Annotated in this window: 17 protein-coding genes and 1 pseudogene; 4 read left to right on the top strand and 14 right to left on the bottom strand. The window is 34.4% G+C overall.

Features of this window, described 5'->3' with window-relative positions:
* Nucleotides 1–19: 19 nt before the first annotated feature.
* The 7 genes from MHB53_RS02240 to MHB53_RS02210 form a co-directional block, all read right to left on the bottom strand.
* Nucleotides 20–784 (bottom strand): hypothetical protein, encoded by a 765-nt coding sequence (locus MHB53_RS02240; RefSeq protein WP_340915496.1) that lies wholly within the window; start codon nucleotides 782–784, stop codon nucleotides 20–22.
* Entirely contained in the window at nucleotides 781–1,737 is a 957-nt protein-coding gene (locus MHB53_RS02235) for an ABC transporter ATP-binding protein (RefSeq protein ID WP_340915494.1), read from the bottom strand. Before MHB53_RS02235 ends, MHB53_RS02240 begins: the two co-directional genes overlap by 4 nt.
* A gap of 112 nt (nucleotides 1,738–1,849) precedes the next feature.
* Nucleotides 1,850–3,034: a hypothetical protein gene (locus MHB53_RS02230; RefSeq protein WP_340915493.1), complete on the bottom strand. Its 1,185-nt coding sequence runs from the start codon at nucleotides 3,032–3,034 to the stop codon at nucleotides 1,850–1,852.
* Nucleotides 3,035–3,324: 290 nt separating this feature from the next.
* Nucleotides 3,325–4,029 (bottom strand): nucleotidyltransferase domain-containing protein, encoded by a 705-nt coding sequence (locus MHB53_RS02225; RefSeq protein ID WP_340915491.1) that lies wholly within the window; start codon nucleotides 4,027–4,029, stop codon nucleotides 3,325–3,327.
* A gap of 773 nt (nucleotides 4,030–4,802) precedes the next feature.
* A complete protein-coding gene (locus tag MHB53_RS02220; RefSeq protein WP_340915489.1) occupies nucleotides 4,803–4,994 on the bottom strand; it encodes a hypothetical protein in 192 nt (63 codons plus the stop codon).
* 278 nt (nucleotides 4,995–5,272) lie between these two features.
* Nucleotides 5,273–5,722: a M67 family metallopeptidase gene (locus tag MHB53_RS02215; RefSeq protein WP_340915487.1), complete on the bottom strand. Its 450-nt coding sequence runs from the start codon at nucleotides 5,720–5,722 to the stop codon at nucleotides 5,273–5,275.
* Nucleotides 5,697–8,858, bottom strand: coding sequence for a hypothetical protein (locus MHB53_RS02210; RefSeq protein ID WP_340915486.1), 3,162 nt, complete (start codon nucleotides 8,856–8,858; stop codon nucleotides 5,697–5,699). The genes MHB53_RS02215 and MHB53_RS02210 overlap by 26 nt, the downstream gene beginning before the upstream one ends.
* 576 nt (nucleotides 8,859–9,434) lie before the next feature.
* On the opposite strand from MHB53_RS02210, the gene MHB53_RS02205 reads away from it, so the two are divergent.
* From MHB53_RS02205 to MHB53_RS02195, 3 genes are all read left to right on the top strand, one after another.
* Entirely contained in the window at nucleotides 9,435–10,169 is a 735-nt protein-coding gene (locus MHB53_RS02205; protein WP_340915485.1) for a hypothetical protein, read from the top strand.
* 181 nt (nucleotides 10,170–10,350) lie between these two features.
* Nucleotides 10,351–10,842: a hypothetical protein gene (locus tag MHB53_RS02200; RefSeq protein ID WP_340915483.1), complete on the top strand. Its 492-nt coding sequence runs from the start codon at nucleotides 10,351–10,353 to the stop codon at nucleotides 10,840–10,842.
* A gap of 10 nt (nucleotides 10,843–10,852) precedes the next feature.
* Entirely contained in the window at nucleotides 10,853–11,821 is a 969-nt protein-coding gene (locus tag MHB53_RS02195; RefSeq protein WP_340915481.1) for a CgeB family protein, read from the top strand.
* Nucleotides 11,822–12,517: 696 nt separating this feature from the next.
* On the opposite strand, the gene MHB53_RS02190 is transcribed toward MHB53_RS02195, so the two are convergent.
* Together MHB53_RS02190 and MHB53_RS02185 are read right to left on the bottom strand one after the other, a co-directional pair.
* Nucleotides 12,518–13,183 carry a glycosyltransferase family protein gene (locus tag MHB53_RS02190; protein WP_340915479.1) on the bottom strand — a complete coding sequence of 222 codons (666 nt, stop codon included), beginning with the start codon at nucleotides 13,181–13,183 and terminating at the stop codon, nucleotides 12,518–12,520.
* A gap of 287 nt (nucleotides 13,184–13,470) precedes the next feature.
* Nucleotides 13,471–14,244 (bottom strand): TylF/MycF family methyltransferase, encoded by a 774-nt coding sequence (locus MHB53_RS02185; protein ID WP_340915477.1) that lies wholly within the window; start codon nucleotides 14,242–14,244, stop codon nucleotides 13,471–13,473.
* A gap of 481 nt (nucleotides 14,245–14,725) precedes the next feature.
* On the opposite strand from MHB53_RS02185, the gene MHB53_RS02180 reads away from it, so the two are divergent.
* Nucleotides 14,726–15,349 (top strand): CmcI family methyltransferase, encoded by a 624-nt coding sequence (locus tag MHB53_RS02180; RefSeq protein ID WP_340915475.1) that lies wholly within the window; start codon nucleotides 14,726–14,728, stop codon nucleotides 15,347–15,349.
* Nucleotides 15,350–15,590: 241 nt separating this feature from the next.
* Here MHB53_RS02180 and MHB53_RS02175 read toward each other — a convergent pair whose 3' ends face one another.
* The 5 genes and pseudogenes from MHB53_RS02175 to MHB53_RS02155 form a co-directional block, all read right to left on the bottom strand.
* Nucleotides 15,591–16,256, bottom strand: coding sequence for a glycosyltransferase family protein (locus tag MHB53_RS02175; RefSeq protein ID WP_340915473.1), 666 nt, complete (start codon nucleotides 16,254–16,256; stop codon nucleotides 15,591–15,593).
* 231 nt (nucleotides 16,257–16,487) lie between these two features.
* Nucleotides 16,488–17,144: a glycosyltransferase family protein gene (locus tag MHB53_RS02170; RefSeq protein ID WP_340915472.1), complete on the bottom strand. Its 657-nt coding sequence runs from the start codon at nucleotides 17,142–17,144 to the stop codon at nucleotides 16,488–16,490.
* 299 nt (nucleotides 17,145–17,443) lie between these two features.
* Nucleotides 17,444–18,094, bottom strand: coding sequence for an exosporium glycoprotein BclB-related protein (locus tag MHB53_RS02165; protein WP_340915471.1), 651 nt, complete (start codon nucleotides 18,092–18,094; stop codon nucleotides 17,444–17,446).
* Nucleotides 18,095–19,014: 920 nt separating this feature from the next.
* Nucleotides 19,015–19,193 (bottom strand): annotated as a pseudogene (locus MHB53_RS02160) (HIT domain-containing protein); the annotation flags it as partial.
* Nucleotides 19,194–20,083: 890 nt separating this feature from the next.
* A complete protein-coding gene (locus MHB53_RS02155) occupies nucleotides 20,084–20,812 on the bottom strand; it encodes a TerC family protein (protein ID WP_340915470.1) in 729 nt (242 codons plus the stop codon).
* Nucleotides 20,813–21,329: the final 517 nt, after the last annotated feature.

Genomic DNA, 21,329 nt, shown 5'->3' with positions numbered 1-21,329 from the left:
TTCTTATCAAAGCTAATCGCTAATACTGACCAATACTTCCTTTGTTTTTTGTAATTGAATCACACCAATTGTAGATGAAAACGCCTAAAGCTAAAATGACAATCGTCTGAATCAAACAGTAAAATAAAGGAACCATAGGTAAATGAAAAATAGAATCCCCATCTGTCATCACATCTCGCAACAGTCTCCATAATGTATTAAATGGTAATAACTTAGCAATTATACTATCAGGTGGCATGATAATACAGACGCCAAATAATAGATTAAGAGGTTCGTGAAGAGAACTTATTCGCTTATGAATTAGCCTCAAACCACCGATGATAAAACCAATCCCAAAGGCTTGTAATACGATCCCACATAAAAGCGGCACGATCGAAATTAAATCAATATACAACCATTTACCAGTTGTAAGCATCATAAGTAGTAAAAAAGGAACGTATAATAACAACATAATTATAAAGTTTCCAATTAGAGATCCGAATGAAATCGATACAAATCCATAAGGAGAAAGATGCAGATGTTCCAGTGTTCCCATTGATATATTTCTTCCAATCAAAGCACTAGCACTTTGATAAGCAAAACCAACAAGCATAAATACCCAAAACCCGATAATAATACTTTCAAGTGTAGTGCCCAATGATGCTGATTGCCCAAAAAACTGCACACCAAAAAACAGAAATAGGAAAATTGCATAAAAAGATATAATTCCAACTAATTGGTTTAACCAATAGCGCTTTGCTTGAATGAACTCAAACCAAATTGCTCCTTGTAAAACATGAATCATGAGCTCACTCCTTGTAAAAGCTTCATAAACACTTGCTCAAGATCAGGCGTTAGATGCTCTACGGAATGAAGCATATTATTCTCCTTTTTTAAGATATCCATTAGTTGATATAGCTCCTTTCCATGGACAAATGTTACATCTAACTTCGTCATTATGTCATTTGTTTCAATCTTTGCATCCGCAAAGCGATTTTTTATATGCATCATCGTATCTGGAGATATAGGTTGTTCCGTAATAAACTGATAGGAACGCGTACTGAATAGGTGTAGTAACTTAGATACTTCCTCTTCTGAGATAATTTTTCCATTTTGCATAATGATTACGCTTTCACAAATATCTTCAATTAAATCGAGCTGGTGGCTAGTAATAACAATTGCTCTGTTTTCCTCTTTTGCAAGCTGTAGCAATAAATCTTTCATATGCAGTGTCGTTTCGACATCTAAACCTAGTGTAGGCTCGTCTAATAGTAATAAATCTGGTTCTCTGATTAATGCTGCACAGATCGCTACTTTCTGTTGCATTCCCCTGGATAAATCAGCTACCTTTGTCTGTATCTTACTCTCCAGTTGAAAACGCCTAAGTAATTCTAACCCTTTCTCCTTTGCAACTTTTTTAGGGATGCCAACCAAATTAGCAAAGAAAATCAAGTTTTCTAATGGCGTCAAATTCCAATAGATGTTCCGATTACCTTCTAATACAGCACCAACTTTTCTAAGTGATTTTCTAAGATTCTTTTTCATATCTAGACCATCCACTTTGATCTCTCCAGAGGTCGGCTTCATCAGGCCCAAAATACATTTAATCGTTGTGGTCTTTCCAGCTCCATTATGCCCCAGTAGTCCAACAACACTTCCACGCTTCACAGTGAAGCTTACATTTTCAATAGCATGCACCGCCTTATCTTTTTTATTAAATGTTTTATTTAAATTATTAACCTCTAAAATATTCTCCATATAAGTGCACCAACCCTTTTCAAATAATAAATAAAACAGTATTGTAAATGTACTTCATTTTTGATCTTTTGATCATCATACAAAAGTTTTAAATTATTTCCATATGAAGAAGCTATTTTAAATATTGCTTATTAAAAACCGATAGAAACTCTTCATCATCTCGTATATCGGAAAATTCGTGTTGCTCTAAAAACAAATGTATATATCTTGAACGCATCCCCTCATTCCCTTTAACCTTTAATTCTGCCATTTCTAAATGGTGTAATGTTTTTTGTCTATTTTTTTGTTTCGCCCAAATACAAATCGCATAAAAAAAATGGGTGATTCCATTTCCTTGGAACTCAATCGCACACTCAAATAAATTCATTGCCTGTTTATATTGTTGATCCCACATTAAACATGATCCTATTTCATGAGCCATATCACATACTTCATCGATATCAATGGGCATTCCTAGCTTGTATTGTTTAATATATGATTCAATTTCTGCTATAGCCTCGTTGGCTACTTCATCATATTTTTCAATCCACTTTTTGCCTTTATAAACTTCTAAAAAATATGAAGTACGACGGATTGAAAACTTCTTAAATTCAGACCATGAGCTATCTTCTAGTAATATGTTTTTATACCGCTCTATTTCTTTTAAGGCATCATCATACTTTTGTAAATTAAAAGCAAAAAGGCCAGCAGCTGTTTCTACATATAGAATTCGGTGAAGGCGATTTAATCTTGTTGGCTCAATACTGTTTATAAAACAATGATAAATTTCAAACCACTCATCAGCTTGATTTTCAAATACCCAGCCAATCGCTTGTGTACTATCATACATCGCTTTTATCCAATAATCCGGCTCCATGTTTGACTTTGTCCATTCTAAAAAAATTCGCTGTTGTTCTATCATTTCTTTATATCTTTTTAATAGAGCAAGATTATCAACAAGTTCCCAATTCGCCCAAAATGTATCTCTAGGAGAATCGTTAATCCTGTGTTTCAGATATTTCTTCATTAGTTCTACTCTTTCGCTTAATCCGCAGTCACCTAGATATCCAAAAATTCTATGTGCAAGTCGAACACTTCTTATTGAATAGTTGGCTTTGACAACTTCTTTCTTTACTAATTGAAAAGCAGTTAATAATAGTCTCTCGTTTTCTTTTATCGGGTTAGCTTCAGTCTTGCGTATAAAAGCATCTAAAACTGAAAAAGCGTTTTTCCCACTTATCACTTCATCACAATAGAAATCCTCAGACATACAAACTCTCTCCTTTCTGAATTTAGCAATAATTATATTTTTATTCAAGTATCTATTTTAGCTAGAAAACAGATTTATTAGTTAGATTATCCCCACGTCAGCGTTTCGAACAACTGCATGCTAACATTTTATTCATTAATAATTAAGGCATTTATAGAACGAATACCTTCCATAATTACTTCTTAGTTTGTAACAGTAAATCCGAGCCGAGCAGCCTTATTTATATACTCCCTGATTGTTGAAATTTGGATTTCTATTAGTTAAGCGCGATAATTAGTTAGATAAAAAAAACTTGAAACATCAACGATCTAAAGGTAATGCACCTGCAGTTGAAAAGGTTATTTAACATGTTTAAAACCATCAAATAAAGAACCACCTAGCGGTTCATAGAACTTGTCCACGAAATTAATAAAGGCCTGTTTCTCTCCATTTTTATAATAACAATCAAGGGATTCAAAAAAACTCACATACAATCCTTCATCGAATTTTCTTAGGGCTCGTGAAAGACCTTTTCCTCTCCCTGTCCATTGGTTATTGGAACGAAGGATAAAATCTGCAAGTTGTATTGAAATTGTATTCAAAGTAATTATTGCCTCTTGGTGATTTTTTGCATCAGTGAAATCATCAAGAAGGTCATAAATAAAATACCTAGAGGCGCTCATAAAATCTTTAGATAATGGGTTAGGACCACTCTCAATAAACTTTTGAGCATCGTTCTTTATTTCTTTAGACTGACCATTATCCCTAATTACTTTACCTTCAGCTAACATCATAGCTAAAATAGGTTTTCCTGTATCTCTATCACTTTCAAATTGTTCTAAATAAGTTTCATTGTTATGAATTAACGTTTCGATCTTCCAATTATATAAAACAAAGCTCTCACGATAACTCCTGCATATTGTATTATCAAAGATAACAATATCCAAATCCGAAGATGCTGTTTCTTCCCCTCGTGACGCACTTCCAGCAAGATAGGCTATATCACAATTGGGGAATTTCTCATTTATAAATTTTTCAGCAGTATCCATAGCAAACTTCCTCATGATACCCTCCCTGCCTCGATAAAATAATTATTTTAAACTTTGCGTTATAAACGAAATATCCTTGTAAAACGGACTTGCCTTAGATAGTTTAATAATGAAGGATACAAAGACGTCATATCATTCCTGTATTTGTTTGGCCATCTATTTACGTTGGTTCGATTGTTTTCTTGTTCATAACAAATTGAAACTTTATATGCTCGCATTTTCACCCACAAGTTTGTTTGAGTTCGGTGTTGGAAAAATCCACAAAAATTTGACAGTCTGACTTTAATGAGGCAACCATAATACACTTTTCTATCTCATGGAGACTTTTACGGAATCCCTTACCAATATGTATTGTGTTTCTTTTATATTAACTACTTCGACGTCATTCCAAACATACCTGCTTATCCTGCCTGATAGGACAATAAGGAAAAGAAAAGGTGATGCTTAGAATAGCTAAACTCTATCTCATTAATCCTTGAAACCGCTTCCACTTATGTTGTTGAAATAGAAAATAATAGCAAAAATTTATGTATTGTTTACAAAACAAAAGCAAAATCGACTCTTTATAGTCAAATATTTATTGTATAAAAGAGGTTACTCGAAAAAACCGTTATTAACGATTTTTTGAGCGAGCCTCTTTGCTGTGATATGAAAATAATATCCAGCGAGTGATTCATTCCATTTCTTTAAAAACAAGATTGCATCTACATTCCATTTGATATTGGGGGGGCTAATGTGTATTTATAATCAAAGGGACAGGTGTATTCCTCAGCCTAGTAATCAATTGCTTACTTGCGTCCTAGTTGTTTTGGATTACTACCACATCCGCAGCCTCCTCCGAACTTTCGACTTCTGGATGAGATTCCTCCCCGTTCAGTTTGATTGAAACCTATTTTACGTCCCATATATTGGCCTGTTTGCTGTTGCTTTGGCGGAGAAACAGATCCATTTATGATTTTCAGACCTTGCTTTCTTATCAAAATACTTCCTCCTAGCATTGTTAAGTACTCTGTTATTAAATTATATGTTGCTACTAATAATGACGTGTGCTGTTTTAAACCCAAATTCATTTTAATAGTAAAATAAGTTTTATAAATAAGCTTTCGATGATAAGTTATTTTACAGTATGAACGAAGCGCATCTTCACAATTTCCCAAAATAGCTTTAGGTGTAGGTTTTCCAAAAATCCTAGCCGTTTCGCCTTACTTATCGTTTCATACAAAGAAAAAACGGCGTTCAGTTAGAACCGCCGTTTCTTTCACGTATCAATAATGATTAATTTTAATTTTTTTGGTGTTTCGCCACCCATCCGATAACAACCTACTTCTATTTTTCCATTATAAAACGAAACAATAATATATGCTAAATGGGTATAAGGATTATTTTGAATATCATGGGATGAAGGAAAGGCGTGAGAGCTAGGATGTGAATGGAAAATGCCCGAAAGTTTTTCTCCATTCTCCTCTATTTTCATAACGGCTTGTTTTATAGAATCTACAGACATATAAAACCGATTGGGATTGAGGGATTCATTTTTCACTTTCCATAAAGTACTCCCAGTAGGTTGGATGCCCGAGAGTAACCCGCATGCTTCATTGGGTAAAGCTTTTTTACAATAAGAAATCATTTCTTCATAGACGGTTTTTCTGATCTCAAAGTGGTTCACTTCAATATTGACTTGTTTATTCTGAATTCCATTGGTTTCCATAGGGATTAGGTGGTGATTGCTGTGTTGTTTTGCTTCGTAATGTGAAGAAGTCCATCGCAGTTGGACTCGTAATCTGACTTTTTTGTTGGACAGGCTGATGTTGTTGTTGAGATGCCATTCGTTGATACCAATCACTTGATGATTGAGAAGGTTGATTATGTGTAGGTGATTGCTGGCTAGATTCAACTTGTTGAAAAGGTATTTCAAGTTCGGGCGCTGATTGTGATAAAGGTTGTTTGATATACTGTTTGATAAAACTTTCCTTTTCTTCCAGGCTCTTTTCTAAACCGGCAAACCTGGTTTTCATCTGCTTCATTTGTTTATCCCATATTTCCCGATCCTTTTCATATTGGTTAATTTTAGTTTGATAAAGACTCATCTCAGTTTTAAATTGCTCCATCTGCTTTACAAGAGCTCGTTCACCATCCTTCTTCGCTTTATAATTTTCAACCTCTTTTTCTTGGAGTTCCGCAGTGAGCTTTATATTATTCTGTTCAAGTTCTTCCATTTTTACAATTGTTGCTTTCGTTTGGATTAACTCGGATTTTAGTTCATCAATTTGTTTGGACCATGACCCTTTTTCCGAATCAAAATGATCTGACCTTTCTTTATACACATTGACTTGATCCTGAACATGTTCGAGAACGTGAAGGTATGACTCTTTTTCTTGCTGATAATTGTCAGTCAGCATATTAAATTCCTCAATTTTTGATTCCAAATCATCTTTGAGCTTGAGTTTTTCTGTTTCGAATTGTTCTAGACGAGACAATGAATGTTGGGCTTTCGACAATTCCGTTCTCATGATTTCAATTTGATCTTCAAGATCATTTTTCCTAGCCTCAGACTTCTCATAATCTTCTTTAAGCAAAATTAACTCCTGCATGAGCATCTCCTTCTCCTTCTTCATTTGATCAATCTCTAATGTTTTAGCTTCCAATTGGTGTTTTAACGATGATGTCATCCGAACTAACTGCTTTGTTTCCGTAAAGACTTCATTTAGATTGTAAGTAATTTTATCAAAACGCTCTTCATCGGAACGCCTTTGTGAAGTTATCTTCGAAATACTCTCATGAAATGAGGCGTTTTCCTCTTCAAGTTTCGCAATCTTTTTGAGAAGTTCAGTTTTCTCACTGACAAACTGATTATTCTCCTCCTTTAGCTTGCATACTTCTTGTATCTGATTTTCCAGACGATCTAACATTTCGATCTTTACATTGTCCAATTCCAATAGTTTATCTTTTGCTTGAGATAATTCTGTTTGTAGATGACCAACCGACTCAAGAGCGGTATGTTTATCTGCTTCCAATTGGGTTATCCTTCGTTGATAAGATACGTTTTGTTCTTGTAATTGTTCCTGTTTTTCTTTTAAAACTTGAAAGTCCTGGCCCATTTTTTGGTTTTGCTTTGTTTCATTGTTCAAGACCTCATTTTTATTTTTCAATTCCTGTTCTAGATTATTTATTTCTCTCTTCATCTTGTTTATTTTTTTATTTGCTTCAGTTAAATCATTACTGCTTTCCTCCATTTTCTTCATTAAAGTTAACTCTCTTTGCTGAAATTGATTACACTCGTTCTCACTCTGAGACAATTCTTTTTGCAGTTGTGTATTATCCCTTTTTAAATTTTCAATTACTTTTGTAGCTCTAGCCTTTTTATTGAGTACATGCTTGAATTCTGCAACCTTACCAATCAGCGTTAGATTTAATTGTTGTTTTTCAGCTTCCACTTTTTTGATGTTATTATCTAATTGTTCATGTTCTACACTTATTTCGGCGAGATGAGTCTCTAAGTAATAGTCTTTTTCTATTAGACTTTTAACTTTATCGTCTTTTTCGGTCAGTAGTTTCTGCAGTTCAATCAGTCCTGATTGTAGTGATTCTTTTTCACGGGATATTACTTTATTCTCTTCAACGGCTTTTTTCAATGCCGTTCTTTCCATTTGAAGTTCCTGCTTCAGCTTTTGTTCTCTCAACATAAGCTGCCGTGTTTCTTTGTATTCTTCTTGATAATGAGCTATATCCTTCCTCATCTTTGTCATTTCGTCTTCCTTCAGTTGCGTCTCCATTATATATTTATCTGAATTCTTTTTTTCATTTTCCATTTCTTTTCTCAGCATCTCTACTTCGTTCACAAACTCTGCATTTTCTTGTTTAAGCCGTTCAATTTTTTCATCCAAGTCCTTTTGTTTAGGATTTTCCTCAAGCAATGTCATTTTTTTCTGATAATCAGCTATATCCTTCCTCATCTTTGTCATTTCGTCTTCCTTCAGTTGCGTCTCCATTATATATTTATGTGAATTCTCTTTTTCATTTTCCATTTCTTTTCTCAGCATCTCTACTTCGTTCACTAACTCGGCATTTTCCCGTTTAAGCCGTTCAATTTTTTCATCCAAGTCCTTTTGCTTAGGGTTTTCCTCAAGCAATGTCATTTTTTTCTGATAATGAGCTATATCCTTCCTCATCTTTGTCATTTCGTCTTCCTTCAGTTGCGTTTCCATTATAAATTTATCTGAATTCTCTTTTTCATTTTCCATTTCTTTTCTCAGTATTTCTACTTCGTTTACTAACTCGGCATTTTCTTGTTTAAGCCGTTCAATTTTTTCATCCAAGTCCTTTTGTTTAGGGTTTTCCTCAAGCAATGTCATTTTTTTCTGATAATCAGCTATATCCTTCCTCATCTTTGTCATTTCGTCTTCCTTCAGTTGCGTCTCCATTATAAATTTATCTGAATTCTCTTTTTCATTTTCCATTTCTTTTCTCAGCATCTCTACTTCGTTCACTAACTCGGCATTTTCTTGTTTAAGCCATTCAATTTTTTCATCCAATTCTTTTTGTTTAGGGTTTTCCTCAAGCAATGTCATTTTTTTCTGATAATCAGCATTTATCTGAAGTAACTTATTATAATCATTTATTAGTTCGTCTTTCTCCTGATCAACATCCATACCGTCACTGAATATCTCCTTCATCTCTCTATTCAACTTGATGTTGTCTTGTTTCAAAATAGTTAATCGATCTCGATACATTTGAACTTTCATCTCCATATCTTCTCGATAAAATGAAAGTTCTGATTCAAGATTTATAACTTTTTGCTGTAACTGAACGTTGCTTAGTTTTTCGTATCTACTCCTTCTCATCATGATTATCCTCCCTCGTAGGCAAATGCCTAGTTATCTCTTTTCAGCTTATGCTTAAGGCGAACTAAATGTAACTATAAATACACAGAAGAATACTTTATCTACATGCAAGGAACATGGCCCGTTTTTACAAAGTCTATGATACGATAATCGACTCACACCATCAAAATAAAATGTGAAACTTTTCCCGAACTGCATCCCATGAATTCAAATGCTTCAGATCGTACGATACTTTTTGGTACCATCTTGTAATCCCTGAATAAAATAACTTCTAATTCGCCTTCCTAAAAATTACATTTCAACATTTTAGATACCTAATCTTATTTATGTAGCAACATGTGTAGTTAGAAATAAACATTCTACACAATCCGGGCTTGTACAAATATTTTTTTTGCACATCCAATTAACATTGGAATATATTATCTATGGGTCAACTGTTCCTGAGCATCATCATTTCTTATAGGCTGGCAAATTAATACGGAATAAAATACACAAAAGCCTAAACACAGTTCGAGATACTCGCATACTGTAAAGTAGGTTCACACCCATCAATAATATAAATGAGAGGATGACCAATTTATGGATTTAAAATCAATTAGTGGTGGCCAGGAGACTTTGTGCATAAAAGTAAACAAAGTTTATGACTGGGTAACCCGTCAGGCAGATGTGCCTCTGCTAGCGTTCAATGATGTAGGTACTCTTGGATTTGATTGTCCCGGTGTTACACCAGGACTGAATGATGATCCTTGCGCTAGTCTCGGAGGTAATTTAACAGTAGAATGTTTCCCTACAGATGAACTCGGAAATCCAATTGACCCTTTAGCACCTGGTACCATTCTTTGTCAAGAAATACCACAACCAGAAGGACGTGCAACTGGTCAATTCCAATTGCCTGATGGAAGCACTGTTACACTCCAAAAGGTAAAAGTATTGAAAAAGGGATTTATTGTTGTTCGTGTAACCAATCCTCTAGGAGTGAGTTGTACATCGGAACCAATCCCTTGGGCGCTATCTGAGAAATTTTTCCTATGCGCACCTCCAGGCACCTTCTTACAATGTGAAATAACTGACTTTGAATGTGATGCGAACTTAATCTGCCGACCACTTCCAGGAGGTACGTTCGAGTTCCAACAACTCGATATCTCTATCAACTTATGCCAAAACGTTCAGATGGAGGCATTAGTAAAACTTGAAATCACAGCAGATTTCTGTCAACCAAGACCCGATATGCCGTTCATATGCCCGCCATTAGCTTTCCCGCCTCAATGTCCAACAGTTTTTCCAGCACCAGGACCGGGGCCAACTCCTTTATAAGTTTGGGCATAACACTAAAATTTAGAATGAGGAGTTCCAGCTCCTCTTTTTTTTATGCCTTCAAAAAAGATAATAAGAAAAAATCCGTCCAATTTTAATACAGATTTTCGTTGCTATCATGTAACCAAATTTATTGCATAAGATGTAAAGATATCTTCGGCAATTTCAGGGGGCGGTCTATTTGTTTTGGAAAAAAAAAGAACAAGTAAATACTGAGGGATTTGCATGGTTCAGCTATACTGTTATGCTTCCAGACACGGAGGATGGAGAAAATGAAGTAACAGTTATTGGTAATTTGACGATAAAAAATACTGGCAATGTGGTACTTAATGACCCGAGAATCTGCATGCGTATTAAACCGCCACAAGGTGTTCATCTCGGTGGTAAAATTGGCTCCGCTACGCATACGGCACTATCGATTGATGGAACAAATACAGAAGCATGGCACTATTTTCAAGATAATTGGAAAGAAACCACAAAAGAAACTGGAGAACATTGGCTAAAACCAAATTATTGCCGGCAATTGCAACCTAATGACAATTTAACATTTGCAAACGAGCTTAGGATTTCATTAACACAAGAAAAGAAGCATGTAATAGTTGAAGGTTTTTTTTATTGTGAGGAAATCAAAAATGGATTCTCAACATTAAATAACATTATGATTAATTTGTAGGTGCTAAATGATGAAAATATTATTTATAAGTTCAGGCTATAAGGGGATATATAAATACTTTGAAGACTGGATTTTGCATGAGCTAAAGAAAAAACATGAAGTGCAGCATTTTCAGATTAAAGACGGTCTCCACATGCTTCAATCGTTTATAATAGCAGGTAAACCTGATATAGCTCTTACATTAGTAGGTTTTAAGATTCCCATCAAAATGACTCATCTGTTAAAAAAATGGGAAGTAAAGACGGCTATTTGGTTCACTGAAGATCCTTATTTTATTGATAAGACAAATGTACTATCAAATTATTATGATTTTGTGTTTACTATTGATACCGCAGCGTTAGAATATTATAAAAAAAATGGACACAAACATGCTTATCACTTACCGCTTGCTACAGATTTACGTGTATTTCAACCTAAGCAAGTGGAAGCACACTATAGGAGCGATATATGTCTCGTAGGCTATCCATATCCAGAGCGCGTACAATATATTCAGCACCTTTTACAGCATACAGATTATAAGATTAAGGTTGTAGGCACATGGAAAAATTCGCTTTCTCGCTTCCGTAATAATCGGAACCTAGTGATCCATGAAGGCTGGGTGGAACCATCGATTGTCGCTGATTTTTATAACGGAGCAAACATTGTTTTAAATACCCATCGACCTTTTAACCTAAAAAACAACCAAAATCGACTCGGCATTGCAGGAAAAAGTATAAACAATCGGACATTCGACGCTGCAGCTTGCGATTCATTTCAACTGATTGAATTCAAAGAAGATTTACCGAACCATTTTATTGAGGATGAAGAAATGGTGGCTTTTCGAAATTATGAAGAGCTCATCCAAAAGATAGATCACTATATGGAGTTTGAAGAGGTTCGTCAAAAAATTGCAAATAATGCAAGAAGTCGCGTGTTAAGGGAACACACATTTCAACATAGGCTGGATAAAATGCTAAGTATTATTTGTAACTCCCCATGATGGCAAGGATGATCGGCTACATTATGTCCAATTTTTAATCAGGTGGAATAAACAAGTATAGTAAAGCGATTGGGGTAAACAATCGCTTTTTTACAACATTAATTCATACTTCCATATTTCGTAATCATCCGAGGTGTTTTTTTTACCATTACCTGCGGGGATACAGGGTTTGCATATCTTGCCACCTGGACAGGTCTACCATGATATAAACCATTCGGTGAATATAGTTTATTAATCTTACTGCATAAACACATAGGAACACCTCACTTTCTTATATATAGTATTAAAATAAAAAACTTCTGCTTGTACGAGTGTACTGGAAAAGTGATCATTTTAAAAAATATTTTAATTTTTTTAGAGATAGGCTCTCCACATTCCTTCTACCTTCTATTTATAACTACATTGGAAACTTGATTCTATTTATGATTTTTGACCACAAGCTTCATACCATTTAGCGCATCTATATTACGTAATAACTAGTATTTTCCGTAACATTCAATCCGTTTGGATATTTTTGCACATTTGTACTAGTTTCATAAGAAACACACCAACAATTCATTACCTAACTTCATAATACACCTGTCTTCTAATCTTCCCATAGACAAGGTGTTTAAGATCTTGCAACACTTTCGCAAGTACAATAAGCGACACCTCCATTTAATAAAATTATTCGTATTTTACTGAAATAGTGTGTATCTAGATATAATCCGAATAATTTCTAACAAGTATTTCCCTGTTTTCTTCGTAACCACTAAGGTTTGTAACACCTGTATCATGAAGACACCAAGGAGGTGACTGTTTTGCAACTCCCACATCATATCCGGCTTTTTCAAATTCTAAGCTTTGAGAAACGTCATAGAAATGCCACCCTTGAAATAAATCTTCTCTCCATTCAAGATCATACTGGGTAATCATAATTAATCCATCAATAGCCCGTACCTTTTGATAGTCTCCTCTAACTAAACGATTGGACAACAAACCTACATTCCCTTTACCAGTAAGAGTATGATAAACAGCCCCATATACCATCGGACTATTCCACCATACTCCATTTGGTAAAGATAGAGCACCTACTACTCCAAGCATTCCTAATTTAGGGTATTTCTCATACAATCTGATAATATCAAATATAAAATTCTTGTTTAAAATATACGTATCTTGGTGCATATATACTTTGTATTTAGCATCACTTCTTTTCATTCCTTCATTATATCCCGAGGTAAGACTAGTAGCGTCCCCAATTGCAATAGTCTCCGTTTCATAACCTTCTGGAATATTCAGAGATTGAATATATAGTAATGCGTTGTTATATTCATCGGTATTGTTTACACATGATATAAAGCACACTTTTTTGTTATTCATATAGATACCACCCATACATTCATTATGGTTACGTTTTATACATATTTCCACATATTAAGTAATCCTCTTTATATTATGCAGAAATTTCCACTCCGTTAATAAAAATAGAACACATATTACATGAATGTTATTCGTATCATTTCATAAAAACAGATAATATATTATTATGTAAATTTAAGGTCATTCAGCCGAAATATGGTGACATATAGATGAAGCACTATTTTTACATGTGGGTGTACCATGCATATCGGGACACCCACTTGCTACATATTAAATCAACTATAAGATTAGCTTAAATGCTTTCTCCAATAAACTGAGTGATTATCAATCCTAACAAGAGGGTCCTGTATTTTACGTTCTCTACGAAAATCTGTAATTGCTGCTGCGCACGTAGGTAATATATAATCATCAATAATGATGAAACCACCTTGCGATACCTTGTCATACAAATTTGTTAGACTATCCATTGTAGATTCATAAAGATCACCATCAAGGCGCAAAATCGCTAATTTTTCAATTGGAGCATTAGGCAAAGTATCTTTAAACCAGCCTTTTAGAAACTGAACGTTTTCATCAAGTAAGTCATATTTCCGAAAATTATTCTGCACATCTTCTAAGGATACAGATAGGTAATCAAGTGTATGCAACCTAACTCCTTTATCCTTAGGATACATCGCTTCATTTGGAGCAGGTAATCCCTGAAACGAATCTGCTAACCATACCTTGCGATCGTCAATTTCATGAACCTTTAGTAAGCCACGCATAAAGATACATGCACCTCCGCGCCACACACCTGTTTCAATAAAATCTCCTTCTATATTGTCTTTTAATACAGTCTCGATACACATTTGTATATTATCCATTCGCATACGCCCAATCATACTATGAGCAATTTTGGGCCAAATTTCACCCATTTTATGTTTCTTACGATCCACAGTCGTTACTTGATTTCGATTAATTAAAGCCGATAAAAGGTCTTGTTCATACTCTTGCCAAATTTCGAATAAGATTGCCTTTTTTAGTAGTTCAATATACATCTTTCTTCCTTGTTCTGAATCCATAGTATCCTCCTTGATATAACAATTTGTAATCTGTTATTCCGATTACTTTTATCCCGATTATGCATTCTTAACCTATTCAAAAATAAGAAAATAATTACACATTTTGCTACGAAACTAAATCCTAAGGTGGTGTAAGTGACGCACAATCAGATTGGCTACAATGTTAAGGGATTCACAACTTAGCCCTTTTTCCTTTATACATAAAATCATATGTGATTCCATTAAAATTATAATATTACCTGCTTAAAAAATGGTTCCTTTTCTTTAGCTATAGATAAATATTGACTTGCAATTATTCAAATCCCATCAAAGTAACTTTCTCTGGTCATCCTGTTAAAATATAAATTTGTTAATTATTATATAGTGTATGTAGGGGTTTCTAACAGACTCATATAATATCCGTTTTAAATACCTCACAACTTTTTGTCAAAGACATATGATGGTTTTGTGTAAAAAAAATAAAAGGATGAGGTATGCGAAAATGGGGAATTTTATTGAAGCGTTTCATAAACACTACTATGATAGTCTGGTATGGGCCAATGATACAACATGGCTTGGAGTTCCTATTTATAAATGTCCGCTCGATCTATTTTTATATCAAGAAATAATTTATCAAATTAAGCCCGATCTTATTATTGAATGTGGAACATATGATGGGGGAAGTGCATTGTTTTTTTCATCCATGTTGGATTTAAATCAAAAAGGGAAAATTCTCTCTATTGATATATCTCCTCAGCCTAATCTCCCCTCTCATCCCAGATTAACTTATTTACAAGCATCGTCAACTTCTCCTGAAGCAATGGAGAAAGTTCAAAGTATGATAAATCCTGAAGATGTGGTGCTGGTAGTTTTGGATTCTGATCATAGTAAGAACCATGTACTTAATGAATTAAGATTATATAGCAACATAGTTACCACAGGTAGTTATTTAATTGTGGAAGATACGAATATAAATGGACACCCTGTATATCGCAATTTTGGTCCTGGGCCAATGGAAGCACTAACTGAATTTTTGAAGGAGAACCATGATTTTGTCATAGATCAAAGTAAGCATAAATTCTTTTTAACTTTTCATCCTTATGGATTTTTAATGAAGATAAAGTAATCAGAATTGAATTAAAATCCTATATTGTTTTTAAAAATGATTAATACTTTACAAATTGCTGATTTTTTAGTAGCTTCTAAGAAGAATGAATAAAGACACTTAAAAGTGTCCTTGTTGATTCACGAATGCTCCGCCCCTAAATTTAAACGCTGATAAACATGCGGGTTCGATTTACCTTCCGAGTGGGGGTTTTACTCCTTAAAAAAGCACTCAAAAGGCAAAATCGGCCCGAAACATTTTATTAGATATACTCCTTATACTGTTGAAGTAAGATATTCCTATTTTCTTCATACCCATCCACTTTCAGCACTCCACAATCATGAAAACACCAAGGTGTTCTTTGCCTAGGGACACCTATATCATATCCAGCTTTGATAAATTCCAAACTTTGAGATATATCATAAAAGTGCCAGCCTTTAAATAAATCCTCTCTCCATTCTAAATCATATTGAGTAGCCATGATTATTCCATCAACAGCCAAAACCTTCTCGATTTCATTTCTTACATTTTTATATCGTAACAAGTCTACATTGCCTTTACCTCTCATCGAGTGATACAAAGTTCCATAGGCAACTGAACTAGGCCAACCATTAATACCTGGTATCCTTTTAGCACCTAATACACCAAGCATGCCCAATGTAGGGTACTTTTCAAATAATGAAATGACATGATACAAGAATTTATTATTTAAAATATAATTATCTTGATGTAAATAAACTTTGTATTTTGCATCACTTTTCTTCATTGCATTATTGTATCCAGATGTGAGACTATCTGCATTTTCGATTGCAATAGTTTCGATTTCATACCCCTCTGGAATCATAAGGGATTGAATATAATGTAATGCTATGTTGTACTCTTCGTAGTTATTGACACAAGAAATGAAACTTACTTTTTTATTATTCATCTAGTTATCCCCTGTTTTCTAGAATTATAGTAAAAATTCTTTCACAGTTCTAAAGACGCTCTAATAAATATTACACACGATCCTTTTTGCTGACTGAAGAGTAGGTAGAGAAATGTACTACTTTCTAATATGAGAGAAAGTTTCATTTATATGTTTCTATTATGGAGAGTGGATAGAAATACTTACATCTATTGTTGCAAGCACCCTATTGTGTCACGGTATTCTTAAAAGCTAGTAATTCTGAACAAGAATGTTCCTGTTTTCTTCATAATCTGTCCAGTTAATAATTCCACAATCATGGAAACACCAAGGAGTTCTTTGTTGTATAACCCCCACCTCATATCCAGCATTCTGGAATTCCAAGCTTTGAGAAACATCATAGAAATGCCAGCCTTTAAACAAATCTTCTCTCCAAACAAGATCATACTGGGTGACCATCACTAATCCATCGATAGCCTGCACTTTCTCATAATCCCTCCTTGCAACACGATAGGATAGTGCCCCTACATTCCCTTTTCCCCCAAGAGTATGGTATACAGAGCCATATACACCTTTCTCATTATGCCACCACAGTCCATTTTGTAATTCTTTTCCACCCAATACTCCGAGCATACCTAATGCTGGGTATTTCTTAAACAAGATAATCATATCGATGATAAAATTTTTGTGTAAAATATAATTATCCTGATGTATATACACCTTGTATTTTGCATCACTTCTCTTCATAGCCTGATTATATCCAGATGTGAGGCTATCTGCATTTTCGATTGCTACAGTTTCAATTTCATAGCCATCTGGAATGATAAGGGAATGAATATAATGTAACGCCAGATTATACTCTTCAAAATTATTGACACAGGATATAAAGCTTACTTTTTTGTTATTCATCTATATTTTCACCCTCTAATTCAGAAATCATTTAACTTTTCATGCTTATAACACACATTAATAACACCGTCTATGGGATTAAACAAATGCAGCTTTTAAAATGATAACAATTGGTATTTACACAATTTGAGCATTTCATGCTTTCGTTCTTTATTTATATTCACGCTTTTCTTTTTTATCTACACTATTTGTACTTTAATCAACTTAATTCAAGTTTTCCAAAAAAATTATCAAAAAAGAACCCCTAGATAAATACCTAAGGGAAAAAGTTTACTACACGTTTGTTGAATAACCATTGGTTAATTTATTGCAACGCCTGCACTTGCATAACCCACAATAGCAGCAGCAATAGGAATACCACTAGTTTCTTGTGCGGAAAAAACCATTAATAGACGTTCACCAGGAGCTACTGGTATTGCCAATCCAGAAGTAGTCCCTTGGCTAACAGTTCCTAATGCAACTAAACCTGTGAGAGGTGGAGCTAATGCTACAGCAGCACCGGGAATCGGAGCAAAGGTATTACTTAGTGGAGCAGGTAATGCTCTATATAATTGTGCTGTGATCGTTACTGTTGAAAGTAGAAGGTCTACTGGCAAAGTATTACTGAAGTACGCAGATATTGAAGTGATAACACCAGGGCGCGGTACAGAAAATGCCATATTAAGCAATGTTCCACCAGCACCTGTAAGATCAATTGTTCCTCCAACAAGACTAACACCAGTTGCAGAACTTCCAAACCCTACCAGACTCGTAGTGCCAAGTAAACCGCCTAAAACTGTAGTTAGAACAGCAGGGGTTCCAGAAGCATATGGTATTATAGCACCACCGCCCGAGATTCCAGGAGGTCCTTGAATACCTCGAGGGCCTCGTAATCCTAGTGGACTTTGTACTGGTGTAATGGGGGTAATCCCACAAATATTTGAGCAAGGATCAATAAAATTTGCTGACATAAATTACACATCCTTTCCTTTAAGATATTAAATTATATTCAAAAACACTTATCATTCTTGTATGTCTGTCCACTAAATACCTTTTTAGGTGAATTCCGATAGTTGTTAAATTAGATATTCTTATGATTTAACAGAGAGGGTTTGTATGTTCCAAGCAGTACTAGGTGAAGCGTCAGGAAACCGCGGTTACAATGTTAAGGAGATTCAAATATTAAAAAGTCCGATTTCTCAGCATTAAAACTGAAAAATCGGACTTTTCCGGTTACACCATAAAGGCACTCTATTATTGAAGGATGTATGTTTAAACAGTATAGCAATCAGTTGATTCGGCAGATATTCTTTACCATTTTTAATAATAAACAGCATTTTAGTTTCTAAATACCATGCTGGTAGTTCTGTCAACTTTTAGAATCATAAGGATTTTTAAATATAATACTAATGAGAATACTGATTATACTATACTTAATATAAAGAGTCCTGTTGTGACGTAGGGTTCTTTTTTAAAGTCAAATAACGAAGGAACTCCAATATAAAAAGGAAGTAAGACGTAAATCTAATACATTACTCCAAAATATAATGCTAGCATGAGGATTATAATACTCAATTTACTGAAGATTGGTATAACAAAAGCTACCATTTACCTTCCTTTTGATAAATTATAGAAAATTGATCCTACTACATATGTTAAAAGAATACAAATAAAAGTGATGATCCCAAGAATAATTTTAGCGTCTGAATTCACCTTTAGAAAATCCTTCCCTAATAAAAGTTTAGGCATCCCCCCTTCTACTATTTTATATAAATTAAAACCAGAGTGAAATGTTATATCCTGCTTCGAATTTGAAAGAGGAACAAGGCCAAAAGACTTATCAGAAGGAAGAACCATAGTTGAGGTGAAGCCAGGTAATCCGCCCTTTAAAAGCTACCTTTTTTATTACTCCTAACAGTTCGAGTAATAATTCATTATCAACATCTTCTAGTGATAATAAAGAAGGAATTTGTTTTTCGGTATAGCAACAATATGGACTGGATAAAAAGGTTTGGTATGATAATAAGCTAAAACATTTTCCGTCTCATCACAATAGAAATCCTCAGTCATAAAAATCCTCCTCTAAAAACTTTTAAATCATAAAAATCCTGGGCGGCCAGTTAACCAGCGCGAGTGGCCCATAAATCCACCCCCCATCCCGAAAATCCATAATATACCGTGAAACAGTCAATTTATCTCTGGTTCATGAATGAATTAAGAAAAATTATCCAGCTATCATCCTATTAAAGCCTGTTTTAAAGCGCATTTCTTGAATAAATTGAATCAACCGTCCGCGGTGATTAATTTTATCAAATCAAACTCGTTTTTATTTATTAGGTTTTTTATTATATTTGCTTCACTTCCATGGTGTGTTATAAATAGATGTATCAATGATCCATCGTTTAGGGCAGTTTTAAGTTCATCTGCATCTTTGAGAATAACTTCTCCAGTTGGCAGTACAATAATATCTAAAAACAAGTCACCATCCAAGGCATTCCGTTTTCAATCCCATGTTTATAACAAATATCAATTTACCACTGTACGATTAGCCAGTACCATTAATATCCTCCCACTATCTTTTAGTGTTTGCTAATGAAATCGATACTTATATGAGGTAACCCTTTATTACATTTATTATTCCGCAGATATCAATAAAGATATTTCACGTATGATTTCCTACTCAAGTTATAAAAAAGCGTCTCCACGATTGTAGAAATACTTGGAATGATCGCCTTTTAGCAATAGCGCGATGCTATATCAGATGAATGTACATACGTTAATAAAATAAATGAACCATAAATCGCTCCACGTTAAAAGCGCAAAATAGATAGGCTCTATTTTACGCTTACTGAGGAAATACATTTTTTGTTAATAGAGCAACTTTTGAATAAATCTCCAAATTATTATAAGGACTAAAATATAGTAGGGATTTTTTCAAGTTATTTATCTTCATTAGTTTCTTATGCTTTTTCTTTAGATAGAAACCAACCACCTAAAGCAATAAGAACCATAACTGACCAAAAGATGGACTTCCAAATTACTCCTTCGACAAAATCATGAGAAATAATGTCCACTGAAGGATGAGCCAGAGTATGCATTAATAACTTAACACCAACCCAACCAACTAATAACATTGCGGCTTTTTCAAGACTAGGGCGTTTTGTCAATAACCTAACAAAGAGACCTGCTGCAAATCGAATAACAATTAAACCTGCAATTGCGCCTATTACAATAACAATAAATTTAGCGCCATCCATACCACCAATATCACCCATAGGAGTATCAGGCAAATCAATAACTAGAGCTACTGCTGCTAAAATAGAATCAACAGCGAATGCGATATCTGCTAATGCAATTTGGGCAACAGTCATACGATAGCTATTCCCTTTTTTCTCTTTTTCCCCGTGGTCCTTTTTAAGTAAATGTTTTAAAGCGATGAAAATTAAATATGCAGCCCCAATCGCTTGAACTTGCCAAACATGAAAAAGGTACGAAATAATAAAAATTGCACCAATTCTAAATATAAAAGCTAAAATCAGACCAATATTAATCGCTTTTTTTTGCTGTTCTTCAGGTAAATGCTTTGCAATTATAGCCAAAACTAAAGCATTATCAGCAGATAATAAACCCTCTAAAAGAATCAAAATAATTAAAACCCAGCCATATTCTATTAATAAAGATAGTTCCATATTATCCTCCTAAAAATCATTAAGTCTTTTTTATTAAGTAAATAATTTGTAGAAGCTTTAATATTGTTCCGTTAAATCCACTTCCTTATTCAGGTTGATTTAGAAACGACAACCCTTGGGTTTGTTGATGGTCTTCGGAGTAGTTCTTCTAAAGCATGCTCGTTTACAGATCAAAATGGATTGAAAAGAGCGAGTTGCAAGTTGATGATCGTGATTTGTTTTTTAGACTAGAAGGGCCAAATTTGCGCTGTTTGCTCAAACAGAATTGTCCTTCGAGTCATTTTAGTTTAGCCTTCAGCTTTTTTGGATTCATCTCTAGTTTTCCCATCCAAAAAGAATTCGACAAATACTGGCGAATCCCTTTTTCTTATACGATATTTTTCGCATCGACTACTGAATGCGCTTTTCTCTTTTCAAGTGAGAGCCCGTCCTAAAGCCAGTTTAATTGGCGATGGTTGATTTGAAAGGGATTCATGTCGTCTTTTCCAGGCCATTTAATGGTTCCTTTTTCTAACCA

Source organism: Bacillus sp. FSL K6-3431 (assembly GCF_038002605.1).
Taxonomy (GTDB): domain Bacteria; phylum Bacillota; class Bacilli; order Bacillales; family Bacillaceae_C; genus Lederbergia.
The sequence above is the reverse complement of the archived record's forward strand: the minus strand, read 5'-3'. Positions and strand labels throughout refer to the sequence as shown.

Excerpts from the sequence above, each read along its gene's own strand:
- MHB53_RS02240 (WP_340915496.1), bottom strand. The coding sequence starts at position 784 with ATGATTCATGTTTTACAAGGAGCAATTTGGTTTGAGTTCATTCAAGCA.
- MHB53_RS02235 (WP_340915494.1), bottom strand. The coding sequence starts at position 1,737 with ATGGAGAATATTTTAGAGGTTAATAATTTAAATAAAACATTTAATAAA.
- MHB53_RS02225 (WP_340915491.1), bottom strand. The coding sequence starts at position 4,029 with ATGAGGAAGTTTGCTATGGATACTGCTGAAAAATTTATAAATGAGAAA.
- MHB53_RS02215 (WP_340915487.1), bottom strand. The coding sequence starts at position 5,722 with ATGGAAACCAATGGAATTCAGAATAAACAAGTCAATATTGAAGTGAAC.
- MHB53_RS02210 (WP_340915486.1), bottom strand. The coding sequence starts at position 8,858 with ATGATGAGAAGGAGTAGATACGAAAAACTAAGCAACGTTCAGTTACAG.
- MHB53_RS02205 (WP_340915485.1), top strand. The coding sequence starts at position 9,435 with ATGGATTTAAAATCAATTAGTGGTGGCCAGGAGACTTTGTGCATAAAA.
- MHB53_RS02195 (WP_340915481.1), top strand. The coding sequence starts at position 10,853 with ATGAAAATATTATTTATAAGTTCAGGCTATAAGGGGATATATAAATAC.
- MHB53_RS02190 (WP_340915479.1), bottom strand. The coding sequence starts at position 13,183 with ATGAATAACAAAAAAGTGTGCTTTATATCATGTGTAAACAATACCGAT.
- MHB53_RS02185 (WP_340915477.1), bottom strand. The coding sequence starts at position 14,244 with ATGGATTCAGAACAAGGAAGAAAGATGTATATTGAACTACTAAAAAAG.
- MHB53_RS02180 (WP_340915475.1), top strand. The coding sequence starts at position 14,726 with ATGGGGAATTTTATTGAAGCGTTTCATAAACACTACTATGATAGTCTG.
- MHB53_RS02175 (WP_340915473.1), bottom strand. The coding sequence starts at position 16,256 with ATGAATAATAAAAAAGTAAGTTTCATTTCTTGTGTCAATAACTACGAA.
- MHB53_RS02170 (WP_340915472.1), bottom strand. The coding sequence starts at position 17,144 with ATGAATAACAAAAAAGTAAGCTTTATATCCTGTGTCAATAATTTTGAA.
- MHB53_RS02165 (WP_340915471.1), bottom strand. The coding sequence starts at position 18,094 with ATGTCAGCAAATTTTATTGATCCTTGCTCAAATATTTGTGGGATTACC.
- MHB53_RS02155 (WP_340915470.1), bottom strand. The coding sequence starts at position 20,812 with ATGGAACTATCTTTATTAATAGAATATGGCTGGGTTTTAATTATTTTG.